This is a genomic window from Paenibacillus sp. 1001270B_150601_E10 (assembly GCF_015558675.1).
GTDB lineage: Bacteria > Bacillota > Bacilli > Paenibacillales > Paenibacillaceae > Paenibacillus_B.
Genome location: NZ_JADMOL010000019.1, coordinates 1 through 24,159 on the forward strand (window position 1 = coordinate 1; position 24,159 = coordinate 24,159).

General features: G+C 46.5%; 26 protein-coding genes and 1 riboswitch. Of the genes, 23 read left to right on the forward strand and 3 right to left on the reverse strand.

What is annotated here, in order from left to right:
• Window positions 1-107: 107 nt before the first annotated feature.
• Together I2H74_RS22970 and I2H74_RS22975 are read left to right on the forward strand one after the other, a co-directional pair.
• A complete protein-coding gene (locus I2H74_RS22970) occupies window positions 108-1,100 on the forward strand; it encodes a hypothetical protein (RefSeq protein WP_195576581.1) in 993 nt (330 codons plus the stop codon).
• A 15-nt stretch (window positions 1,101-1,115) separates the two neighbouring features.
• Entirely contained in the window at window positions 1,116-1,391 is a 276-nt protein-coding gene (locus I2H74_RS22975; RefSeq protein ID WP_195576582.1) for a helix-turn-helix domain-containing protein, read from the forward strand.
• A gap of 256 nt (window positions 1,392-1,647) precedes the next feature.
• Here the strand turns inward: I2H74_RS22975 and I2H74_RS22980 are convergent, their stop codons facing one another.
• Window positions 1,648-2,337, reverse strand: coding sequence for a zf-HC2 domain-containing protein (locus I2H74_RS22980; protein ID WP_195576583.1), 690 nt, complete (start codon window positions 2,335-2,337; stop codon window positions 1,648-1,650).
• A complete protein-coding gene (locus tag I2H74_RS22985; protein WP_195576584.1) occupies window positions 2,334-2,819 on the reverse strand; it encodes an RNA polymerase sigma factor in 486 nt (161 codons plus the stop codon). The genes I2H74_RS22980 and I2H74_RS22985 overlap by 4 nt, the downstream gene beginning before the upstream one ends.
• A 462-nt stretch (window positions 2,820-3,281) precedes the next feature.
• Between I2H74_RS22985 and I2H74_RS22990 the strand changes: the two genes are divergently transcribed.
• The 20 genes from I2H74_RS22990 to I2H74_RS23085 all read left to right on the forward strand — a co-directional run bounded on the left by I2H74_RS22990 (window position 3,282) and on the right by I2H74_RS23085 (window position 17,952).
• Window positions 3,282-3,779 carry a VOC family protein gene (locus I2H74_RS22990; RefSeq protein ID WP_195576585.1) on the forward strand — a complete coding sequence of 166 codons (498 nt, stop codon included), beginning with the start codon at window positions 3,282-3,284 and terminating at the stop codon, window positions 3,777-3,779.
• 38 nt (window positions 3,780-3,817) lie between these two features.
• Entirely contained in the window at window positions 3,818-4,594 is a 777-nt protein-coding gene (locus I2H74_RS22995; RefSeq protein ID WP_195576586.1) for a class I SAM-dependent methyltransferase, read from the forward strand.
• Between the two features lie 81 nt (window positions 4,595-4,675).
• On the forward strand, window positions 4,676-5,023 hold the full coding sequence (locus I2H74_RS23000; RefSeq protein ID WP_195576587.1) for a hypothetical protein: 348 nt from the start codon (window positions 4,676-4,678) through the stop codon (window positions 5,021-5,023).
• A gap of 14 nt (window positions 5,024-5,037) precedes the next feature.
• Entirely contained in the window at window positions 5,038-5,331 is a 294-nt protein-coding gene (locus tag I2H74_RS23005) for an antibiotic biosynthesis monooxygenase family protein (protein ID WP_195576588.1), read from the forward strand.
• Between the two features lie 95 nt (window positions 5,332-5,426).
• Entirely contained in the window at window positions 5,427-5,903 is a 477-nt protein-coding gene (locus I2H74_RS23010) for an NUDIX domain-containing protein (RefSeq protein ID WP_195576589.1), read from the forward strand.
• Between the two features lie 46 nt (window positions 5,904-5,949).
• On the forward strand, window positions 5,950-6,396 hold the full coding sequence (locus tag I2H74_RS23015; protein ID WP_195576590.1) for a GNAT family N-acetyltransferase: 447 nt from the start codon (window positions 5,950-5,952) through the stop codon (window positions 6,394-6,396).
• A gap of 123 nt (window positions 6,397-6,519) precedes the next feature.
• The gene (locus I2H74_RS23020; RefSeq protein ID WP_195576591.1) at window positions 6,520-7,068 is read left to right on the forward strand and encodes a histidine phosphatase family protein; all 549 of its coding nucleotides are present in this window, start codon (window positions 6,520-6,522) and stop codon (window positions 7,066-7,068) included.
• Between the two features lie 132 nt (window positions 7,069-7,200).
• Window positions 7,201-7,776, forward strand: coding sequence for an O-methyltransferase (locus I2H74_RS23025; protein WP_324254144.1), 576 nt, complete (start codon window positions 7,201-7,203; stop codon window positions 7,774-7,776).
• Window positions 7,777-7,795: 19 nt separating this feature from the next.
• Window positions 7,796-8,392: a dienelactone hydrolase family protein gene (locus tag I2H74_RS23030; protein ID WP_195576592.1), complete on the forward strand. Its 597-nt coding sequence runs from the start codon at window positions 7,796-7,798 to the stop codon at window positions 8,390-8,392.
• A 144-nt stretch (window positions 8,393-8,536) separates the two neighbouring features.
• Window positions 8,537-9,163: a CPBP family intramembrane glutamic endopeptidase gene (locus tag I2H74_RS23035; protein ID WP_195576593.1), complete on the forward strand. Its 627-nt coding sequence runs from the start codon at window positions 8,537-8,539 to the stop codon at window positions 9,161-9,163.
• 15 nt (window positions 9,164-9,178) lie between these two features.
• Window positions 9,179-9,613, forward strand: a complete 435-nt coding sequence (locus tag I2H74_RS23040; protein WP_195576594.1) for a GNAT family N-acetyltransferase — start codon at window positions 9,179-9,181, stop codon at window positions 9,611-9,613.
• A 43-nt stretch (window positions 9,614-9,656) separates the two neighbouring features.
• Window positions 9,657-9,800 carry a hypothetical protein gene (locus tag I2H74_RS23045; RefSeq protein ID WP_195576595.1) on the forward strand — a complete coding sequence of 48 codons (144 nt, stop codon included), beginning with the start codon at window positions 9,657-9,659 and terminating at the stop codon, window positions 9,798-9,800.
• Between the two features lie 23 nt (window positions 9,801-9,823).
• Window positions 9,824-10,306 carry an NUDIX hydrolase gene (locus tag I2H74_RS23050; protein ID WP_195576596.1) on the forward strand — a complete coding sequence of 161 codons (483 nt, stop codon included), beginning with the start codon at window positions 9,824-9,826 and terminating at the stop codon, window positions 10,304-10,306.
• Between the two features lie 193 nt (window positions 10,307-10,499).
• Entirely contained in the window at window positions 10,500-11,867 is a 1,368-nt protein-coding gene (locus I2H74_RS23055) for an extracellular solute-binding protein (protein ID WP_195576597.1), read from the forward strand.
• 106 nt (window positions 11,868-11,973) lie between these two features.
• A complete protein-coding gene (locus tag I2H74_RS23060) occupies window positions 11,974-12,864 on the forward strand; it encodes a carbohydrate ABC transporter permease (RefSeq protein ID WP_195576598.1) in 891 nt (296 codons plus the stop codon).
• 16 nt (window positions 12,865-12,880) lie between these two features.
• On the forward strand, window positions 12,881-13,762 hold the full coding sequence (locus tag I2H74_RS23065; RefSeq protein WP_195576599.1) for a carbohydrate ABC transporter permease: 882 nt from the start codon (window positions 12,881-12,883) through the stop codon (window positions 13,760-13,762).
• Window positions 13,763-13,827: 65 nt separating this feature from the next.
• Complete coding sequence (locus I2H74_RS23070) at window positions 13,828-15,642, forward strand: sensor histidine kinase (protein WP_195576600.1); 1,815 nt, start codon at window positions 13,828-13,830, stop codon at window positions 15,640-15,642.
• On the forward strand, window positions 15,620-16,804 hold the full coding sequence (locus I2H74_RS23075; protein WP_195576601.1) for a response regulator transcription factor: 1,185 nt from the start codon (window positions 15,620-15,622) through the stop codon (window positions 16,802-16,804). The genes I2H74_RS23070 and I2H74_RS23075 overlap by 23 nt, the downstream gene beginning before the upstream one ends.
• 13 nt (window positions 16,805-16,817) lie before the next feature.
• Entirely contained in the window at window positions 16,818-17,333 is a 516-nt protein-coding gene (locus I2H74_RS23080) for a DUF6886 family protein (RefSeq protein WP_195576602.1), read from the forward strand.
• Window positions 17,334-17,364: 31 nt separating this feature from the next.
• A complete protein-coding gene (locus I2H74_RS23085) occupies window positions 17,365-17,952 on the forward strand; it encodes a histidine phosphatase family protein (protein WP_195576603.1) in 588 nt (195 codons plus the stop codon).
• A gap of 75 nt (window positions 17,953-18,027) precedes the next feature.
• Here I2H74_RS23085 and I2H74_RS23090 read toward each other — a convergent pair whose 3' ends face one another.
• Entirely contained in the window at window positions 18,028-19,173 is a 1,146-nt protein-coding gene (locus tag I2H74_RS23090; RefSeq protein WP_195576604.1) for a response regulator, read from the reverse strand.
• Between the two features lie 329 nt (window positions 19,174-19,502).
• Between I2H74_RS23090 and I2H74_RS23095 the strand changes: the two genes are divergently transcribed.
• Window positions 19,503-23,864, forward strand: coding sequence for an SdrD B-like domain-containing protein (locus I2H74_RS23095; RefSeq protein ID WP_324254146.1), 4,362 nt, complete (start codon window positions 19,503-19,505; stop codon window positions 23,862-23,864).
• Between the two features lie 108 nt (window positions 23,865-23,972).
• A riboswitch (cyclic di-GMP riboswitch) is annotated at window positions 23,973-24,062 on the forward strand.
• Window positions 24,063-24,159: the final 97 nt, after the last annotated feature.

The window sequence follows — 24,159 nt, forward strand, 5'->3', positions numbered from 1 at the left end:
AAGTAGTAAGTAGTAAGTAGTAAGTAGTAAGTAGTAAGTAGCATCTGAATGATTCCTCATTTCACGTATCATCCGTTGAAAATGAACTTGTATAGGAGAGGATTGTTATGATAGATTTGCCCCTTACACACAGCTTTGCACTGGTAGCACTTAACGCTCAAAGAAGTCTGGAGCTGACAACAGCGAAGAAGGTAGCCCTTCGCTGTATAGCCGCAGCGGCTGTTCTCGAGGTTTATTTAGATAATGGCTTTACTCCAAGCGGACATGAACTCACGTTGAATAAGGAAGCGCTGATCCAAGCTCAACCCTTGCGTTATCGTGACTTTGTCCTTCAAGCCTTGGATCACAAGGGTGGCGGATCTATCGGGGATCTGAAGACATGGCTTAGAAAAGCGTCTATGCTTCCAACTCGAAAGCTAAAGCAGCTTGAAGATGCAATCTTCGATTCTCTTAAGGAAATGGGCCTGCTGGAGGAAATTCCGCACCTGCTTGCATGTGACTTGTATTTCCATACCTCAGGCGTTAAGATCAAAGAATATCGGAGCGAGCTGGAGTCGTATTCACGGATTACTGAGCATCTCCGTGCAGATATCTTGGAGGATGGCCAGGTAACGGATGAGACGATCAGCATGCTTTGGCTGCTTCGTGAGAGCGGCAGTATGCATGATTTGTTTTCACGTAATGAGCTTGAGAAGGTAAGTGCTAGAATGTATGCTCTGTACCAACAGGACCCGCTGGCGCAGTCTTTGTATACGATTCGCATACATCGTGGAACGGAGCTTGCGATAAAGCAATTTTTACGAATGAAAAAAGCGGCCATTAAGACACCTGTAGGCTCGGGATTGAACTTTATTTTTCCGGTGCTTGAACGCTCGCAGGCCATATTTATCGATACGGAAAAGATGTTCCCTAATGCAGAGGCAAGACTTCGTGATGTAGTTGTGCGATTGGAGTCCAATGGTCATAAGGTTATAGTAGTAAGGGATGGCGATGTTCCTGCTCTAAAAATTGATAATAGAGTTTACAATGCGATTCCGCATGCCGAATATGGGAGAGTGCCGATTCATGGTGTCCGACTCATCCCGAGACTGCCATTTTAAAGGAGTCGGGTTATCATGTCCAGACAGCGTTCGATGGAGGCTATTCTTGCCTCTGAGTTCGTATCCATTGGAGAGTTGGTCCGTCTGACCGATTCTCGCTATAGTACGCTTAAATATTACACAGAAGAAGGCATGCTTCCATTTGAGCAGGAAGAGGAGAATCTGACGCGCAGGTATCGGCGTGTAGAGACAGTCGCGCGCATTCAACATATTAAGGAGCTGAAAGCATCGGGGCTATCTATCCCTCAGATCAAGGAAGCCCTTAACCTTTATAAGTCAGCTGAATCATAGAAACGAGCTTGCTTTGCATCACTATTCCCAGACATGACGACATAACACCGGGGGCTTCCTCGGTGTTTTGGCTTTTTAGGGAGAAACGACGAACTTGCTTAAGCAATATGCATAATGAGCGGAGACAGCAAATAAGAAACGCAGAATGCTACTTGAATAATGTTGATGCGATTCATGATAGACTTGAATAACGCGTCATCGTAAAGAGGTTCAGCTATCAAACCTCTTGGTTAAACTTAAGTTCATTGAAGACACCCTAGTTATCAAAAAGTGCTTCAATAGCATCACTTGCTGTCGGTAGCGCCATTCCTTTCTTCCAAACCAAGACACGATCTTCTGGTGTTCCATAGTAAATTTCTTGAATACCCACTTCATTTGTGTGGTTTAAGCTTAATTGTTTAAGATCAATGACATCATAAGTATTGGCAAGTCCTATATCAGCGAATTTTTTGGATTTGATGATAGGACGGAGAGGCGTCATGTAGAAGCTTCCATCATTCTCAAGTTTAAAATGTACTTGATTAACATTGTAACCATCCGTCATTTTGACATGATAAGAAATTCTACCATCTCTAAGCAAACTTACGTCCGATATCTGGATAACACTAGCGGATACCTTCGTGATATTCCATTGGAATAAGCCCAAGTACCCTCCGTATAATACAGCACATATACAAAAAGCGATAATCATCCCTTTGCAAAATGCCTTTATTTTTGAACTTTTCCAAGCTTTATAGATACTTTGTAGGCCGTTGCCCTCGGCTTTATTTCGTTCTATAGTTTCAATCGGCAAATCAATGTCTGCTTTATATTGATCGAGAATTCGTTTACAGTCTGGGCAAGTTATCATGTGTTCATGAATGGTGTCTTTCGTTTCTAAGCTGCATACGTCGTCATAATAAAGCGGAAGTAAATCTTTAACCACATGGCATGAAATGTTGTTCATAGTCCATCCTCCACTAATTTTTCTTGTATTTTTTGTTTAGCTCTAAAAAAGGTAACTCTTGCCCAGCCTTCTGTTTTCTCAAAAATTTGACTGATTTGTTTAAAGGATAATTCTCCAAATACTCTTAAGGTAAATACTTCTTTGTAAGGTTCATCCAAGTGATGTAGCAACTTATGTATCCGCAGTGATTCTGTTTGGTCTACAAACTTCTTTTCCATATTCATTTCGCTCGCTATTTCTTGATGGCGATCTTGTTCATATCGATTATGCTTGTTCCTATAAGTGAAATACGTATTTTTTGCGATTTGGCATAACCAAACATTCATCTTACAATGACCTTTAAAGTGATCAATATTTTTCAATGCTTTAAAAAAGGTCTCCTGTGTGATCTCCTCAGCAATTTGCTCATTTCGGCTTAGTGATAAAGCAAAATAATAAACATCGTGAAAATACTGATTATAAATGGTCTTAATATCGGGCACTTATTCACCTCCTGATAGGAATAAGACTGCGTTAAGGATAATTCGTTACAACGTATGATCAAAATTATTAATACTAATATCATACGGTTCACCGTTCCATCTATGGAAGACTAGATGATAAAAGTTGGAGGGAAAACGTATGAGACCATTAGAGATGATTATCTTGTCCAACTAAAGTTTATCAAGGATGCTCAATCCTTTCGCAGCGAATCTTGAGATAGCGGATGAACAAGCATTACCTGGGATGGTCACTTGTAGATTGCGAAGCGGAAAGGTACAATAAAGGTACATTCACAAGATTAACCTTGTGTCACAACATGAGAACGTATGAACCCACCTTAAGGTTGATTGCCGCAGGTGGGTTTCTTGTTATCTACTGTTTTTCGGATCATCCCAGATCAAGCCAAGTACGATAGTGAATCAACTCAAGCAGGCAAGGTAAACCGAGGGAGGCTAATGAAGATGACTCAGAGATTTCAAAAGATTACACCGAATTTGTGGTTCAACAACCAAGCGGAGGAAGCGGTAGCGCATTATACGTCTATTTTTGAGCATTCCAAGATCGAAGCCATCACCCGATATGGAAAATCACACGATCAGCTTGGGTTTCAAGAAGGCTCCGTCATGACTGTGGAATTCCAACTTGAGGGTCAATCGTTCGTCGCTCTAAACGGCGGTCCTCAATTCCCATTTACCGAAGCCATATCCTTTATTCTTAACTGTGAGTCACAAGATGAGATCGACTACTATTGGGAAAAGCTTGCTGAAGGCGGCGATGAGAAGGCTCAAGTATGCGGATGGCTGAAAGACAAGTTTGGCGTGTCATGGCAGATCGTCCCTATTGCCCTTAACGAGATGCTAAAGGAAGCGGATCCCGAACGATTTGAAAGAGTCATGCAAGCGATGTTCCAGATGAAGAAGCTCGACATTGGTGCACTAAAGGAAGCTTACGAGTCGTAAATGATGACATGTTAACACTTGTTAGGGGGAGAGGTAAGATGAGCATTGATTTTCATGATCAGCGCAATCAAACGACATATGCTTCGCGTACGGCAGAAGAAAAGTGGATGCAGACCATTCAGCAGTTTGTGGACATACAAGGGAAGCAAGTCCTGGACCTTGGATGCGGCGGAGGCATCTACAGCAAAGTATTTGCGATGTCTGGAGCTGCTCATGTGACGGCGATGGATTTTTCCCTAGAGATGCTAAAGGGTGCCCAAGCCAATTGCAAAGAGCTAAGCAACATCGACTATGTGCAAGGAAATGCATGGGATACAGGATTAGTAGACGAGCAAATGGATGTGCTCTTGGAGCGAGCCTTGATTCATCATATTGATGATCTTGACGCTTGCTTTCAAGAAGCCAATCGAATCTTGAAGTCCGAAGGAAGATTCATCATTCAGGACCGCACGCCAGAGGACTGTTCCCTGCCTGGCAGTGAGACGCACATACGGGGCTACTTTTTTGAAAAATATCCACGATTGTTGGACAAAGAAATCAACCGTCGTCATTCCAGTGAGCAAGTTCAGCACGTATTGCAAGACAACGGCTTTGAGCTGATTGCGGAAGTTTCCTTCTGGGAGACGAGGAGAGTGTATGCGGCTGTTAATGAACTTGAGGAGGATCTGCTGAAGCGAACAGGACGCTCCATTCTGCACGACTTGTCTGACGAGGAGCTAGTAGAGTTAGTCTCATATATTAAGAACAAGCTAGGCGATTCACCTTCGATTAAAGAGGAAGACAGATGGACGATCTGGATTGCAAAAAAGAAATGATTCCAAGAGGTTGTACATGGAGGATCCGATTATCACTACTGTTCGTGATGATTGTAATCATTTTATTAGCAGGTTGTACCCTTGATTTACGAAGAGGCTCTGATTGGGGTCTGGGAAGGTGACCAAGCCACTAAATTGGTGGGAACGGAAGATCCTCTGGATCAGTATAATTACCTTGAAATAACCAACACCGAGTTTATCTTAGGTTCGTATAGTATATCAATCCAGCGCGATGGTACGGAAGCAAAGCAAATCATCTCGGAAGGACAGGAGCATATGAACTACAAATGGCTGTCTGCAACACAAATTTTAATAGACAACCATGTGTATGATATTGAACTTAGTCGTAAGGAAATGACATTGAAAAACCAAAGGATCGAACTGCACTTCAACAAGCATCGGAATAAGGAGCAAGCAAAAAATCGTTAAAGGATGGCTGCTGCATGATACTTGAAGTCGCTGTATTGCGGGTGATTCCCGGACAAGCCATAGCATTTGAAGGAGCCTTTAGAAAGGCGTCGGCTATCATTTCTTCGATGCCAGGATACATGGGCCACGAGCTTCAAAAGTGTATCGAGGAGCCGAACCAATACCTATTGCTAGTCAATTGGGAAACACTTGAGGACCATACGTTAGGTTTTAGAGGTTCAGCTCAGTATGGGCGGTGGAAGGAACTTCTGCATCACTTTTATGATCCATTTCCAACTGTTGAGCATTACGAGAAGGTTGAACTGTAAGTAAGGTAAAGGCAAAGAAATGAACCGAGTGCTGTGATGGAGACTCAAATCATTCAAAAAGAAGTCTTATTAATAGTAGGATTGTCGCTAAGCTCATGAACGTAGAGAAGAGGAACAGATATCATGAACATCAACTGGTTATCAGCAGAGGACATTATTACGAAGAGATTACTTTTGCAGTTCTGTTAACGACATACAACAATCGCTATGTGATGATAAAAAATCGGGATCGCGGAGGCTGGGAGATCCCAGGGGGAAGAAGGGAAGCAGGCGAATCCATTGTACAGACTGCTTGTCGGGAATTATATGAAGAGACGGGGGCTGTTCACTTTAAGGCAGCCCCATTCGGTGTATTTCCGTTCAACGATACATACGGTATGGCATTTGCAGTTGAGGTGATCGACATACAAGACACATTGCCCGCAAACGAGATAGAGGATATTCAATATGTTAAAGATCTGCCTGACTTGATTAATTTCCATGATCTCGTCCATAGCATGCTGGATAGATGGAATCAGATGAAGGAAATAACTGAGCCGCATTTCGTTGAATATCGCATCAAGATAAGCTGAGTATGAGAAAAATTTTTATGCGGCCAGAGGGAGAGAAGGTGTGAACATGAATGAACGAGTTCGGTTCGTACAAGAGCATGACTTGCATAGTGTTTTGAATCTATATAAGCATCTCCAGCCCTATGACCCAGAGCTTAACGTAGATCAGCGGCTTACCGATTTATGGAGTGACATCTTACAGGATCCGAATATGCTTATTATCGTATGTGAGAAGGACGGACAGCTTATTTCCACCTGTGTCGTCGCTATCATCAAGAACTTGACTCGAGGGGCAAGGCCGTATGCCGTCATTGAGAACGTAGTCACGCATGAAGAGTATCGACATCAAGGCTACGGTCGGCGCGTGTTGCTGCGTGCACTTGATGTGGCACAAGAGCGAGATTGCTATAAAGTGATGCTTATGACGAGCAGATCCAGCGAAGAGACTCTGCAATTTTATGAAAGAACGGGATTCGAACGAGGAAAGAAAATAGGATTCGTGAAATACTTCTAAATGAATATCGTTGTATTGGAAAATGAGAGGCCTGCATGATCATTCATAACTTAATGGATAAGCAGGCTTTTTTACATAGTCAGGGATACGCGCAGTAAGGATATGTGAGGAGGAGTGCAGGACGTGAAAAACATCTATCTGATACGGCATTGCAAGGCTGAAGGGCAGGAGCCGAATGCAAAGCTGACCCCTTTAGGGCAAGAACAGGCGATTCAGCTCGCGAATGCACTTGGAGCCATTCCACTGGAGGTCGTGGTTTCTAGCCCATTCACTAGAACCATTCAGACCATTCAACCACTTTGTGACCGTCTGGGTCTAGCATTTGTCACAGATCATCGTTTGGAGGAACGAGTGCTAAGTGCACATCAGTTGGACAATTGGATGGAACTGCTTAAGCAGACGTATGAGGATATGGACATGGTGCTTGATGGAGGTGAGTCGTCGAGGGAAGCAATGAGTCGAGGAGTTGCGGTTATTCAGGAGCTGATCGAAGGGCCGCATCACCATGCCGCTGTTGTTACGCATGGCGCATTGCTATCGCTTATCCTCAGGCACTTTGACCCATCTGTAGGGTTCGAAGAGTGGCGTGCTCTAACGAACCCTGATGTCTATGTTCTACGATATCGGCCAGGTGACGTGAAACTTATTCGTTTATGGCAAGAGCAGTCATAGCTGACCTCATAGAAGGACTTGGAATGCGATAGTGGTCTTATTCATAGACTGTTTGATTTACTTATATTGACAACGTGATATGCTTCTACTAATCTATTGTGAAACCAAAAAAAGAGATCGGGGGAATTCAAAGTGGTAGATGATCAGCATATGGCTATCCCAGCAATGGCGACTCGCATTCAAGCGTTGGCAGTAGAACTAGGCTTCACCATGTCTTGCGACAATCTAACAGGAGCCTTGCTTCGTGTCTTGGTCGCTTCAAAACCGCAATCCCGCATTCTTGAGCTCGGAACAGGGGCCGGGTATTCGACGGCATGGATCTTGGAAGGAATGGATGAGAGCTCGACGCTGACGACGGTAGAGTATGACTCGGCACTCGCAGAGATAGCTAGAACCGTGATCCAGGATCTGAGAGTTGAGTTTCACGTATGTGATGGTGCGGAATTTATATCGAGCCATCATCATGAGCAGTACGACATCATTTTTGCAGATACATGGCCAGGAAAGTTTCATTTGCTAGACGAAGTTCTTTCCATGGTAAAGCCGAGCGGGTTGTACATTATCGATGATCTGAACCCGCAACCGAATTGGCCGGAGGGACATCAGTCAAAAGTAGATGAGCTGATCCAGATGCTGGATCAACGCAAGGATTATCATTACGTTAAGCTAAATTGGTCGACGGGATTAATGATTCTGACCAAGAAATAAACAACGGAGGTTGGGTCAGGTGCATACAGCTTCGAAGTCAAATACATTAATCCTCCTTATTCATGAAAAATATGGGATCAACGACCATATGCTGAGCGTTGGTGATCGAATAAAGCAGAATGGAATGAATGTCCTTATCCCCAATCTGCTGCAAAGAGAAGGCTTTGTTTATGAGCAGGAAGCACAGGCTTATCGTTACTTTATGGATTCGGTCGGGTTTGAACGTGGAAAGCAAAGGATTGCGTCTATCGTTACAGAACAGCGAGAACGGTATGAGCGCATTCTTCTCATGGGGTACAGCGTGGGTGCTACCCTTGCATGGATGTGCAGCACCCTGCCGGTTGACGGCATCATCGGGTACTATGGCTCGCGGATTCGAGACGCCCTAGATATCGAGCCAGCTTGCCCAGCGCTGCTCTTTTTCGCTTCAGAGGAGAAATCTTTTCATGTGCCAACTTTACTGGCAGCCCTCAAGGATAAGCCCCATACAATAGTAGAGATTGTCAATGCCAAGCATGGATTTATGAATCCGTTTGACGCCTCATACGATGAGGGCAAGAGTCGCCAGTGTCTAGCGACAAGCTTGGCGTTCATACATAGGATTATTGCACTCTAACCTGCTATACGGCGGAAGAAGTGGATTTATTTTCGAGTGAAGTGAACATGAAGGCTTGAAACCACATGATTTGAGTGGCAGCAGCATGACGTGCATGACTTGCATGAGACAACATGACGTAAATCAGAAGGTGTTTGAACCATCATGATGATGACCCTGCTTATTGCAATCCTATTGACGTTCTCCTATAAAATAACGGAATATCTCGTACATATAAGCCCTCTGAACAAATACAAAGCCTATAGCGTATATCTTTGGGGGCTTGTTGTTGTTCTACTCTTTATCTTTATGAAAAATAGTTTGGTATATACGCTACCTAACCATCTGCTAGAGATCGCCCCAGCTTTTTTCATTATCGGGGGTTTGAACTTTGTGATCGCTCGTTACTCGGGCTATCATCCGATAGGCCGCTACCATACATTAAACTTTATGTTTACATATCCCATCCTTGAAGAGCTGTTGTTCAGAGGCATGATCCTGCCGCTATTGAATCAAGCTTTCCCATCCGCTTCATCCATGACCGTACTTTGGCTGCCGATGACAACTAGTGTTATGATAACGGCAGCATTATTTGCGATCTGCCATCTACAATACTACAAGCTGTCGAAGCAAAGTGCGGGCTACATGCTGTTTGCTTTCGCGGGCGGCATGATCTTTGGCGGGATGACCGAGGCTGCGGGCTCTATCTGGCCTGCCGTGCTGCTGCATATTCAATTCAATGCGATGTGTGTCTACTATAGTCGTAAGAATCATAGGAAGATGAAGGTATAGAGAGAGGTAGTGACGATGGGCAATCCGATAATGATTAGGCGTGCTGCAACAGAAGATGCCGCCGAATTGGCACGCTTGAATGAAGAGTTTAATGGAGTTCAATTAACAAAAGCAGAGGTAATAGAGGGTCTCTCGCAATCGCAAGAGATCGTACTTATTGCCTTCTATATGGGAAGGGCCGTAGGATTCATATGCGGGCAACACTATCGCTCCTTCTGTTACCTGAAGCGTCAGGCTGAGATTACGGAGATGTACGTCATGGAAGAAGCAAGAAGGCAAGGCATTGCAACGCTGCTTATTAAGCAACTGGAAGAAGAGCTGATGAGGCATGATGTGGATGCGATCAAGGTCCTTACAGGTGAGCATAATCAGGCTGGAAGAAAGACATATGAGCATTCCCAATACGAATGGCAAGACGAAATCGTGCTAGAAAAGACATTCAGCCAATGATTCTGTGAGACGATTTATGTGAGCCATAGAGGTGGATATCCTTATGAAAAAGTATGATTTTGATATTCAGGACGGGATGTCAGGCACCATAGGGATGCTTCATGGAATGATTATCTATCATTTCAAGCATTTAAAGCGATTGGTTATAGACTTAGCAATTCAATTCGATATAGCTGTAGTCACATAACAACAACATTGGAGGAAAAGAACATGACCATGCCTACTCATATTGTTGCGGTTGGTGGAGTGGTGGAGAACAAGCAAGGAGAGATTCTGCTCGTAAAAACGGTACATGGTGGCTGGGTGTTTCCAGGCGGACAAGTTGAGGCAGGGGAGAATCTCATCGATGCGTGCTGCCGCGAGATTATGGAGGAGAGCGGCATTGAAGTGACCGTCGATCAACTTATTGGCGTATACTCCAACACGAGTCAATACATATGGCATGACGGGGTAACAGAGATCCCGACCAAGGTTATGCTGGACTATGTGTGCACCTATGTTAGCGGCGAATGCACCACTTCCAACGAGACCACGGAGGTAGAATGGGTAAGGAAGGATGAGGTACTGGATCGAATCACAAGTCAGGCCATTCGTACTCGTTACCAAGCGTATTTGGACTTTCAAGGCTCGGTTCAATATATGGAATACAAGACGAAGCCGGAGTTCCAACTCAAGCTTAGCCGGACGATCTAAGCCCGTATCTTTTACGCAAGCAAGTCTGCTCTATGAAGCCGAACTTGCTTTTTCACATTCTCCAAGCCGATTCTCTCCTATAGAATCGATAGCTCCTCATAAACATCTAAAAAATTCAAACCTCAAACCTATAAATCACACCTTTTAGTGACATCCAAATTCCTCCATAATGAGATTATTCCAAGTGAGGGGGATGAATCAGGTGGTCAAATGGTCCAAAGTGTGGAGTCTGATGCTGGCGCTTGTGCTCGTATTCAGCCTTGCCGCGTGCGGTGCTAGCAATAACAGCACCAATGATAAGCCATCTAATGAAAGCGCCGGCAAGGAAGGGGAGACAAAGAAGCCGGAGGAATCGAAAGAGAAGCAGATTACGATTACCTTTCAAAATATTTACCCCGACCCTACCGATCCCAAAAATATGATCCTGAACAAGCTGGTTAAGCAGTATCAGGATGAGCATCCCCATATCAAGATTGAGCTCGATTCCTTGAATACCGACCAGCAGAAGCTGAAGCTGAAGACGCAAGCTGCCTCGAAGGAAGTGCCGGATATTACGGTTGTGAATCCTGCCGCACAGATGCAGCCGTTCGTCGAAGCGGGCTTGTTCGCTCCACTTAACGATATGCTGGATCAGAACGGATTGAAGGATACCTTCCAAGATGGACTGCTGGAATGGTACAGCTTCAATGACCAGATCTATGCGCTGCCGGATGGCAATAATATTGCAGTTGTGTATTACAACAAGGAAATCTTCGAGCAGGCAGGAGCAAAGGTGCCGGAGACCTTTGAAGAGTTGCTTGCGCTAGTCAGGGACTTGAAGGCGAAAGGCATTCAGCCTTTTGCGATTGGTGAAAAGGATACGTGGACCGGCTCGTTCCTGTTCATGAATATGCTGCTCCGTACCAATGGCGGTCCAGGATTCCTGCAGGATGTGCTGGATAAGAAGAAAACCTTCGAGGACCCTGCCTTTATCGAAGCGGTAGACGCGTTCCAGAATCTTGTGCAGGCGGGCGCATTCCAAGAGGGGGCGACTTCCTTTGACTATAACGCTGGTGAGAACTTGTTCAAGACAGGAAAGTCAGCGATGTACTTTATGGGCTCTTGGGCAACTGGCGGCATCGAGACATCATCGGTGAATGGCAAGGTTGGCGTATTCAAGTTCCCGACCATCAACGGCAAGGGCAATTCGAATGAATTCATGCTCGCTCCGGGAAGTGCATTTGCCATCTCAGCGGACAGCAAGCATTTAGAAGAGACGAAGGCATTCTTGAACTGGTTCATGCTGAACTTCCCTAAAGAAACATTTGCAGCCAAGGGAGCAGTCGGCATCGGCCAAAAGGTGGACGGCGACTTCAAAGCGGCAGGCTACTCGGATATGGCCATGGAGGTGCTAGGCCTGTTCAAGGAAGTGAAGGGGGGCGACCTGGCCTTTGACAACACGATGAACCCAGGAACGGCGCAGGTGCATCTTACGAGCATTCAGAATCTGTTCGTTCAGAAAAAGGATGCGGCAGAAGTCGCGAAGGAGCATCAAGCTGCCTACGAGGCCAACAACAAATAGCATGAGGCTGCGACATCATAGGGGAACTTTGTAGTTCCCCTTCTTTGTTGATGAAAGGTAAGGGCTTATCAACAGGAATAGCAGTTTATGAGAAAGGGGTGTTGTGATGAATGTGCTCAAGGTATCTCGGCTTACCATTGCCGTCTTTGTCCTGCCCTGCGTGCTGCTGTACGTCAGCATCGTCTTCGTCCCGATTCTAGTATCCATCTATAGCGGATTGCTGGATTGGAATGGGATCGGGCAAGCGACATTTATCGGCTTAGGCAACTTTAAGACCTTGTTCTTCGACGATCCGATATTTTGGCCGTCCGTACGAAGAACCTTTATGTTTGCTCTCTTTTCAATGGCGGAGATTCCGCTTGCATTGCTCGTGGCGATCCTGCTGCGCCGATATTTTCGCAAGCCGAATCTGTTCCTATCCATCTATTTCATGCCGGTCATTCTATCTGTCGTCATCATCGGTCAGCTCTGGAAGACGATCTATAACCCAGCCTCCTTAGGCGGGATGCTAAACCAAGTTCTAATGCTTGTCGGCTTGGAATCTTGGACGAGGCCATGGCTGACCGATCCTTCTATCGCGATGTATGCCCTCTATATGGTGGCTCTATGGCAGTATCTCGGGTATCACACGTTGATTCAATTTACCGGCATAAGCAATATCCCGACTGAGATCTATGAGGCTGCTCGGATGGATGGCGCAGAGGGATTCAAGTCCGATATTTACATCACGTTTCCAATGATCATTCCGATCTTCAAAATATCGATTGTGCTCGCCTTTATCGGCTCGTTGCAAGCCTTCGACATGATCATGGTCATGACGGCAGGAGGCCCCGCTCATGCAACAGATGTGATCTCCACCCACATGTACAACATGTCGTTCCTATCCATGAAGTATGGATACGGAAGTGCGATTGCTGCGATTCTCGTCCTGATGTGTCTCATTGTAACGGTGTTGATTAACGCCGTCTTTAATAAGCTTGAGAAGCGTTATTCATAAAAGGAGGGCTGATGCGATGGACTCCCCGCAGCTGCTTCAAGCATCCAAATCCCGTCCGGCGCCTGAGACGAAGCGCTTGACTGTGGCTAAGGTGCTGGTGATTTTATTTTTGTCCCTATTGGTCGTTACGCAGTTATATCCCCTGCTGTGGCTCTTTCTCTATTCGTTAAAAACGAATGAAGAGATCCTAAGCGGAAGCTTCTTTTCCCTGCCTGAAACCCTGCAGTGGAGCAACTATGAGGTGGCCTTCGAGAGCGGCAACTATGTGCGCTACCTAGGAAACAGCTTGTTGGTTACCTCCGTAACGATGTTTGGCGTTATTCTCTTAAGCTCAATGACGGCGTATGCCATAAGCCGATTCCGCTGGCGGTGTGCTTCTGCTGTTATGCTGCTGTTCCTCATCGGGATGATGATTCCCCTTCAGTCAACGCTGCTGCCGCTAATGCTCATTTTCAAGCAAGTCAAGCTTCTGAATACGCATGGCTCGCTGATTCTGCCTTATATGGCCTTTTCGATGCCTATTGCGATCTTTATTCTGAGCGGGTTCATGAAGACCATTCCTCTGGAGCTGGAGGAATCTGCCCTCATGGATGGAGCGGGTGTTTTTCGCATCTTCCGCAGCATGTTGCTGCCCATCTCGGTCCCGCCGATGATGACAGTGTGCATTTTAACTTTTATTACGATATGGAATGAATATATATTGGCGGCGACCTTTATCTCTTCTGAAAGGCTAAAAACGCTGCCCTTTGGCGTCAACAGCTTTGTCAGCCAATACTCGGTCAATTATGGGGCGATTGGAGCCTTTTTGGTGCTTGGGGCATTGCCTGTCATCTTGATGTACTTTCTGTTGGCAGATAAGATCACGCAGGGGATGCTGGCTGGTGCGGTAAAAGGATAGTGATGGGTAGACGGTGATTGTGATACTATGGAAGAAAATGCCGATGTGCCAGGGGAGGGACAGCTTTGACACGGGGATTTCGATCCATTCACAGCCGTCTTTTTTTATTGTTTCTTGGAGGGATGATAGGCATTCTGATCCTCGTCAGCATTCTCCACTATACACGCACATTGGATATTGTCCATTCGAAGGTAAGCGAGCTTGCGGAGAAAAATATTCGCCAGACGTCAGGCCTCTTCAACCTTTTGCTCGAAGGTTATGACAGCGTTACCAAATCGCTCAACAGCAATTATGAGCTGATCCGATTGCTTCAAGAGAAGGCTAGCAATCCGGCGGTGGAGGTACAGAATGAGCGTTCCATCACGAACATCATTGGAGCTGCTTATTTTTCGAGAAAGGAGATCGTGGGCATTCATATCATTACCCATCAAGGAAAGGTATACAGCTACGAAAAGCAGTTTGGTGGCGTCGTGGATGTGAATTACAAGCAGGCGGATTGGTATCAAGCGCTGCAGTCCTCCTCTGGCAATATGGTATGGCTCGGCTTGTATGACCGCTCACCTGTCAATACGATGCAGAACGGAACGGTGTTTGTATTCGGCAGGCAGCTGTTTGATCTGACGAATCACAAATCAATTGGGATTATGGTCATTGAGACGGACCCGGCTCCGATTCAGAAGGCGCTATCGAATGTCAGCCTTAGCCCGCGAAGCAGGGCGTACATTATCGGTCAGGCTCAGCGTGTTATTGCAGCTACGCATCCAGAGGACACCATGCAGCTGGATGTAGATGCACTGCCGAAGCCGACCTCGTCGCAAGAGGTGGTCGTCGAGGATCACCGCGATCAACTGATCGTGGCATCCGGAACCTCTATGGCGGATTGGACCATTTATGGGATGACGCCAGTGAGCGACATCAGTGCGGAGCTGAAGCAGACGAGACAAGAGCTGTTCACGGTGGTGCCGCTACTGATTCTGTTATCGGCCATGCTGGCTTCCCTTGTATCCCGAACATTTGCATCTCCCTTTAAGCTGCTTATTCGCCAGATGAAGCAGGTTGAACAGGGGAACTTTAACGGACGCGTTCAGGTCAATTCCTTCGAGGAAGTCAATCAGCTCGTCTCCTCCTTCAATCGAATGGTGGAGCGAATGGATGAGCTTATTGAACGGATTAAGGCATCTTCGGTGAGCGAGAAAAATGCTCAGCTGCAAGCGCTGCAGTCGCAGATCAATCCTCATTTTTTATACAACACGCTGGATATGATTTATTGGATGTTGGATGAAAAGGGGAATGAACGGCTTAGCCGTGTCATTCTCGCATTGTCGCATATGTTCCGCTACAGCAGTGATTGGGAAGCGGCGAGTCAGACGACGCTTCGTCAGGAGCTTGAGCAAATTCAGCATTACCTGACGATTATTGAGAATCGCCTTGCAGGGAGAGTGCAGGCGATCATTGAGGTTGAAGAGCATTGGCTGGATATTCGTCTGCCGAAGATGACCATTCAGCCTTTAATCGAAAATGCCGTTAAGTATGGGCTGGAGCCTCTTCATCGACCAGGGCATCTGCATGTTTATGCGAAGGAACGAGGCAATCAGCTCCATATCATCATTCAAGATGATGGACTTGGGATGGATGAAAGCACGCTTCAAGCGGCGCGAGACGGATTATTCCAGCATGAAGGGAGTGCTGTATGGGCTCACCGTGCTGCTGCAAGGAAAGGGATTGGGTTGAGAAACGTCGATCAGCGACTTGCCTTTATGTTCGGCACACAGTATGGGCTGCATCTGGATAGCAAGCAAGGCGAAGGAACGACCGTAACGATCGTTCTTCCACTTCCATTGAAGGGAGAAGAGCCCGATGAATCTTCTGATTGTGGATGATGAGGATGTAATCAGAGAAGGCATTAAGCGCACGATTCAGCGTACGTTTCCGAGTATGCAGGTGTCGCTTGCCAATGGTCCGGAGGAAGCGGCTCGGATGCTGCGCAGCCGCCCGATGGATATTGTGCTGACGGATGTTCTCATGCCTGGGATGACGGGCCTGGAGCTGATGCAGCTGTCAAGACATCGCCATCCTCAGGTGAAGTGGGTCGTAATCTCGGCATATTCGGAATTTACCTATGCGCAGGAAGCGGTTCGACTTGGAGCCAAAGACTATATGCTGAAGCCGATTGGCAAAGAACGGCTGATTCAGACGATGGAGAAGCTGATTGCGGAGATTGAGCATGAGAATGAGCAGGCGAAGGAGAGAAATCAGTTCAAGCAGCAGCTGAAATATGTTCGGGAAGCCGTCTTCCAGCGGCTTGCCTCAGGACTGGATCTAGGACGGATGGATCTCACAGCCTGGATGAAGCACCACCCTACCTTCCGACTTATTATGGTGAAGATGGACAGTAATCGCAGTGTTCAGCTGGAGCATTTTATGATCGAGAATGTGCTTGGCGAATGCATTGAGCGGGAAGGAAAGGGATTCACGACAAGCTTGGATGAAAAAAGTCTAGTTGGTCTTATAACGCTGCGAGAAGATCGTATGATTCGAGCAATGGTGGAGTTACTTCGCATCGAGCTGAACAAGGTGCTTAAGGTTCCGTTTCAGGTAATGGTCAGTGAAGTCATGCAGAGCTTTCACGAGGTGCCAAGAGAGGTAGCCCGCATGCGCCAGGAGGCATTAATTCATATTCATGATCAGGAGACGGGCGGACAGTCTATCATTGAGGTTGCTGTTCAATATATGAAAGCGAACTATCATACGGATTTATCCTTGGAAAAAGCAGCAGCTATTGTATACTTAAATCCTGCTTATTTTAGCCAGCTGTTTAAGCAGAAGGTCGGCTATGGCTTCAAGGAGTATATGATCCAGCTTCGAATGGAGCAGGCAAAGCTGCTGCTCTTGAACACTCCGCTTAAGCTTGCAGACATCGCTGAGCGGATCGGCTACCAGGATGTAAAGCATTTTACGCAAGTGTTCCGCAAGAAGCATCAGGCGACGCCGACGGAATATCGCGCGGCCCATCTAGCTCAGCAAAGCTTGAGTCATGAATAAGAGGAGGAAGAGGATGAGATTGTTTCATTTTAGTGAAGAAAGCGATATTGCCATTTTTGAGCCGCGGGTGAAGGAGAACCGGAAGGACATGCCTCCGGTTGTATGGGCGATAGATGAAGAGCATGCATTTACCTTTTACTTTCCAAGGGATTGTCCGCGCATCGTCTATACCAGGCATGACGGAATAATAGATGAAGACGAGGCGCGCTTTTTCGGACAGACCTCTGCAAGCATCGTCGTAACAGTAGAAACAGGCTGGTACCAGCGCATCATGAGCACACCGCTGTATATGTACGAATTGCCAGCGGATACATTTTCGCTGTTTGATGCTTATGCCGGCTATTATATATCAGAGCATACCGTAGCACCTATCGGAAAGACGATGCTCACGAATGCCTTAGAACAGCTTATGGGCATGAATATTGAAGTTCGCTTTACGCCGAATTTGTATCCCTTAAAAGAGGCAATCCTGAATTCTTCGATCAAGGATTTCGGGATGCATCGCTTTGCAAATGCCGTGGCCTTGTAAGTGAAGGTTTTATGAAATGGGGGAATGAGGAATGATCACGAACATTTACATGGTGAGGCATGCAGAATCGCCATTCGTGTTTGGCGAAGAACAGACTAGAGGATTGTCCGAAGAGGGCTTTATGATGGCTAAACATGCAGCAGAACTGCTCAAGGATGTAGAGTTGGCTGCTGTTATATCCAGCAATTATGCGAGAGCTATCCAGACGGTACAAGCTCTCGCTGATCAGAGGGGGTTGTCTGTCCTTGAGCTCGAATCGCTTAGAGAGCGACCGATCAAGGGGCTCGATTACAAAGCGCCTTGGGAGGAGCTTCTCGTCGCTATTGAGCGCTCCTTCACGGATTGGGACTACGCGCTAGACGGCGGGGAAACGACTAGAGCCGTGCAGCAGCGAGCGATCCCGGTGATCGAACAGATCTTAGAGCAGTATAAAGGGAAAAATGTTGCGCTAGGTACACATGGCAATATCATGACAATCATCATGAGCTATTATGATCAGCAATACGACTACGATTTCTGGATGAGCACGTCGAAGCCGGATATCTACCGATTAGCCTTCGAACAGGGCAAGCTGCTCCACGTCGAGAGACTATGGGAATCACCAGTCGCGTTGCCTTAAGATGATAGGCTGCATCATTTTATGGCGAACAAGCCTGCTCAGAGATAAGCAGGCCTGTTTTGTTTTTGATAGCTATTATTTTGTCGACATGCTCTTTGCCCAATTTTCATACCATTCCATTACATCCTCGCTAGGCAGGGCGTCGTATTCTTTTTGGCACATGTTCTTAAGGAGCTGAAATTGCTTTCTTACCTCGGCCGGCTGCTGAAGGCTCGCATGAATGTTCATCAGCATAAAGTATCCTTCCTCTCGCAAGGGGAACTTCTCGATAATCTTGCGGTAGAGGAGGATGGCCTCGGTATATTGGAATTGTGACAGATAGTAACGCGCAATAGCGTCGACATGCTTAAGCCATATCATGCGGATACGATCTCGTTCATATTCTGACCAGAAGAAGCGGTGTTCCTCAAATAAATCTCCTGTGTAAGCTTCCATAAGGGTCAAATGGAGCTTCAACGTATCTAAAGCGATAGGCGGAGCTTCTTTTACCGAACGCTCCCACTCCTCCACATCCAGCTTTAACGAGCCCCATACGATTCGATACCCCTCGTCTTTATATTTAATTTCAAGGTCAAGACCCGCCATCTTGATCATTTTACGAATCTGATAGATGGCCGTATGCAGCTGAGCCGTTGCGCGCTGATTATCCACATGAGGCCAGAGCAAGTCCATGAGTGTTTGCTTGTGGACCGTTTTCTCGCGATAGTAGATTAGGTATGCGAGCAGTTCCTGTGCTTTTAACGTCTTCCAAGGGAAGTGTTGAATGTTACCGTGAGCGTCGCTATAATGCAAGCTTTGCAGGCAGCACAGTGTGGAGGTAGAGGCTTCCGCCTTCGCCTGCAGGAACAAGAAGCGATGGATTCGCTGCAAGGTTGAATGCAACCGTTGAGGATGGACGGGCTTCAGCAAATAATCAAGCGCATTCAGCTCGAACGCCTTCACTGCATATTCCTGATAAGCGGTTAGAAACACAATATGGATATGCGGCTGCAGCTGAAGCAGGCGTTCAGCAAGCACAAATCCGTTCATTTCCGGCATCTCGATATCTAAAAAAGCAACATGAAAAGAAGCATGTTTCGCAATGTCGATCGCTGCCAGTGGGTGATCGCAGCTTTCAATATGATCAAAAAATAAGTCAGGATACGATTGTTTTCGTAATAAACGCTCCATTTTATCCAATGCAAGTCGTTCATCATCTACAAGCATGGCATTTAGCCGCATCTTCCGATGCCCCTCCTTTTTACCAAGCTTTATATAGATCGAATATAAGCATAGAACATTATTTAGAAAGCATAACGAGTATTTTACTCGTTTTCCATTATTTTACCTCATAATCAACATACATAACAAACCTTCATATCAACAATAAACCATAACGGTCTGAACATATTCTCAAAACAGCATCCCAGTTTTCCTTTTTACGCTATCACCATTTCAGAATTTATTTAGAAGCATGGATTAGTATGGTGAGGACGTTGTCGGATTGGGCGATATTCCCAGGTGATGACGGATAACGATAATAGGAAAGGAGAACGGAGTTATTGAGAAGTGTGTTAAAAAGGGCGCAAATATCGATTTGGGCGCTGCTGCTCGTTCTGAATACTATACTCGTGCCTGCTACCGCACAAGCGGAAGCTTCGAACGAGGATGCTCGTGGAATTCAACTTCGATTAAGCAGCAGTGCTGATACCGTACTTACAGGCCAAACGTTAGTTTATACGATCGATTACAGTCTATCCAGCACAACAGAGAATTTTACTGGCGCAACGATTGAACTGCCTTTGCCAAAGGGCGTTGTGTTTGAACAGGCCAAAAATTCAGAGCATGTTGTGAGCAAGCATGAACAGGTAGGCGATATCGACGTCGTTACCTTTACGTTCAAGGATCCAACTGAGTCTGGTGTAACAGGCAGACTGCAGGTAACTGCTCATTATTTGAACGATATAACGCCTGATGGAACCAAAGGATCGACAGCTGCAATCTTCAAGCAGGAGAATGGCAGTCTGAAGGTCGAGTCCAACACCGTGACGGTGACAGGCAACGCGTCAGCTGAGTGGAAGTTGGAAAAAAGCAGAGTTGTTCCTGTAGAGGGTGTGAAGCCGCAGCCAGGCACCAATGTGGTTTACAAGATTACACTGCAAGATGCGAAGAATCCTGCTGACAACTACGGGAATCTCCATATTGATCAGGTTGTAATCACGGATATTCTGCCGGCAGAAGCTGTATTTAAGGAGGCGGTTCCAGCTCCTAGCTCGATATCCGGTCAGACGTTGACCTGGAATATTGATGCGAAAGACTTGAATAAAGACAAAATATCAGAACGTTCGAAGAGCATCCTGGTTACGGTAACGTACCCAAAGGAAAATGTCGTTCTAGCAAATGGGAAAACGAAAGAGGTTATTAACAAAGCAGAAGCTTCTTATCAACCGCTAGGCTCGGAAGAGACAGTTTCTTTAGAAGATGATACAAAGCACGCCTTTATCGAAGAGCCGTCCGGTGGCATCTGGATGTATAAGCAGATGTGGAACGGCGAGGAGAAGGAACTGTCACAAGGACAGGAAGCATCCTTCTATATTGGCGGATTGAGCAATGCGGCAAATGTCCAACTGGATGATGTCGTGGTGACGGATATGACGCCGAAGGGCTTGACCTTGCGATCCATCAAGATTCCTTCCTTCTCGGGAACGGATATCCAAAGCTACAACCTGGAGTACACCTCCACGGATACTCCTAATGGAGATGCGGATTGGAAGCTGTGGAAGACCCTTCCATTCTCCACAGGTACTCAAGTTCAAGCTGCTGAGATCTCGGAACCGATTAAAGGCGTTCGTCTTGTTTTAGGGGACGTACCCGTCGATTTCAGTCAGCACGCTGCTTTGGAGCTGCGTTATCGTTTGGATTCCTATGAAGCAGTGAAAGACGATGACTATGTCTATGGAAAGTTTCCAAAATTGGAAGAGAAGTATCCGGATGAAAAGTTTGAAAGTCTAGACGAGCGCAATGGGTTGCCAACCAATGAAGAGGTTATCACCATTGCTAAGCCATGGAAGCAAACGATCAATTATGCGGCTTTACATTATGAACTCGCAGGGAATAAGCATGATCGTTTGACTGGCGTCAAGGTGCTTGTTGTTCAAGATCGTCCATTGCTTGAAGTGGATAAGCGGGTTGTATCGGGCAGTACAACTTCACCAGGCGGTACGGTTACGTACAAGCTTGATGTTAGCAATTCAGGTTTGACCAATGTCCCATTCCAGAATCCAATCGTTACCGATTGGCTGCCGAAGGATTTGGAATTTGCGCCTGAAAGTGTGACAGTTCGTCTCTCAAATGGCGAAAAAGCGCCAGCTCCTGTTTTTACAAAGGAGGATACAGAGGGAAAAACGCAGCTCATCTGGTCATGGGGGACAGATAGCAGCAATCAACTGACGTTGCAGCCAAAAGAGACGCTTTCCATTACCTTTGAAGCAAAGGTGCTTCCAAATGCAAAGACAGGAAAGATTACGAATGAGGTTGAAGTAACGTCTAAGGATCACCAATACTTAAATGGTCTTACGAACTTTAAAAACCAACGCTACAAAGAAGGCAAGTGGTATGTGTACAACAATGCCGACATTTATGTCAATGGCATGGATAGTCTTGTATCGGAAAAATGGGTTCAAGGTGATCTAGATAACGGGCAATGGTCGAGGTATCCAGATACCGGCAATGTAACGCCGGGAGGAGAGATCCAATACAAGCTTGCGGTTACAAACAAGGGCTCTATCGGCATGAAGGATATCGTGATTGTCGATGTACTTCCGAGGGGTGGTGATAAGGGGGTTATCGATCCTTCGCCAAGAGGAAGCAAGTGGAGTCCGATTCTAACCGCACCAATAACAACTCCTAGCGGAGTGAGCGTGTCCTATAGCACAGATGAGCATGTCACCATGACAGAGGGGAACTGGACGAGCGAGCCTCCGCAGGATATTACACGAGTGCGTGCTTTGAAGTTCGCGTTTACAAGTGATGTCGTCTTATCGCCTGGTCAATCGAAGGAACTGATCTGGACGATGCGGGCTCCTGTGGGAACACCGACTGGAGACGATCAGATTGCGTGGAATTCCTTCGGCTATACCGCGACCTCTGTGATCAGCAACGTTCCGATGCTTCCTGCTGAGCCGCTTAAGGTGGGGATCAAGGTCAAAGAGAATCCAAAGGCTGAGCTTGGGGATTATGTCTGGTTTGATCAAAACCGCAATGGCATTCAGGACGAAGACGTGGAGCACGGGATCAATGGTGTTCGAGTCGATTTGTACCGCGCGAGCGATAGCAAGCTGCTGCAAAGCACGGTAACTGGGGACAGCCACGACGGCAAGCCTGGCTACTATTTATTTAGCGGCTTGGATGCGGATGAATATTACGTTCGATTCCACCTGCCAGGTGAGTATGATGGCTTTACTCCGCAGAATGTCATTACGGATCCTGCAAAAAACTCAAAGCCTAATGCGGAAGGACGGACAGGTGTCATCGCTCTTCGTGAAGGGGAGAAGCATCATGATGTCGATGCAGGGGTAATCAAGCAGGATACTCCGCCTATATTAGGCAAAGGGGCTATCGGCAAATATGTATGGCTGGATACGAACGGAGACGGCATTCAAGATGGCCATGAAGCGGGGCTGAATGGCGTCGTTGTGGAGCTTTATAACCAGCATAATGAAAAGCTGGCAACCACCGTTACGCATTCGGTATACTACAGCTCGGTTACCAATTCCGTATATGATCCTACCGTCACAGGTTCGGTCTATGACCCAACTGTAACGGATTATGTATACAAACCAGGCTACTACGTATTCGAGCAGTTGGACACTGGTACTTATAAAGTTCGTTTTATCGCCCCTGAGGGGTACACATTCACAAAAGCTTATCAAGGAGGGAACCTGGTCCTTGACTCCAATGCGGATGCGAATGGATGGTCAGAATCTATTGCACTTACCTCTGAAGCGCTTCGTAATCTAACACTTGATACTGGGTTCATTGTGCGCATGGGCCCAGGGCCTGATCCTGAGCCGGTTAAGGGCTCAATAGGCAAGTTTGTATGGATCGATAAGAACGGCAATGGTGTTCAAGACGATGGGGAAGAAGGATTGAATGGTATTACGGTAGAGCTGTATGATGCTTATGGTAATCTGTTGAAATCCACGTTGACCAAGCCGATGTACTATCATACGGCGACCAATAAGGTCTATGACCATCAAGTAGAGGGAACCGAGTATCGCTCCGGGTATTACCTATTTGATCAATTGGACAGCAATCATTATCGTATCAAGTTCGTGTTGTCCAATGAACAGAAGCAAAAGTATGACTTCACGAAGCGAAATCAAGGCGTAGATCGAGTTCTAGATTCCGATGCGGATCTAGATGGCTGGTCCGCTGCAATTGCACTTGCTGAAGGTCAGCATCTGCTTATGATCGATGCTGGTGTGGTGGAGAAAGCATCTCCGCCAGGACCAGGTCCAGGACCGAATCCAGGTACTGAAGGTCCGGGGCCAGGTGGACCGGGAGGTCCTGTTGATCCAGGCAAGCCGACAGAACCGGATGAACCAACGGATCCAGACGGTGGTACCAATCCGGAACAGCCAGGTCAGCCTACTGACCCGGACGACGATGAGCAACAGCCTGGGGATGATACTGCTCCAGATCAAGATCAAGGCTCGGATGGCGGCAATCCAGATGACGAAGCTGTAGATGGCGACGCCAATGTAGGCGGGGAGACAGATGAAGAACAGCCTTCTGCTCAACCGGACGGCATGCTTCCGCAAACGGGGGAAAAACCATCAATCGCACCGATCGTAGGATTCTTCTTTATGGCGGCTGCACTTGTCCTATGGATTATTCGCAGAAGAGTGTTGTCAGGATCTAAAGAGATGTAAAAAAAGTGTTCGGCAATCGTTCAAGGCTATGTTTCTTGACGATTGCCGCTACTTTATATGTACAACCTTATGATTATCATGATACTATGAATTAAAGCACTTCATAGATTTGGATAATGGCAAACCCTAGCGAAAGCAGGGGACGCAAAGCCACGGGTCTAATGCATGACAGTATGCGATGACAGCCGGGTTGCCCTAATTGCGACTATTTTCGCTTTTATTAGCGCTGCCATTAGGGTGGCGCTTTTTTTCATCATTGGGCTCCCTGATGTTCATCTCATCTAGGCGTACACCG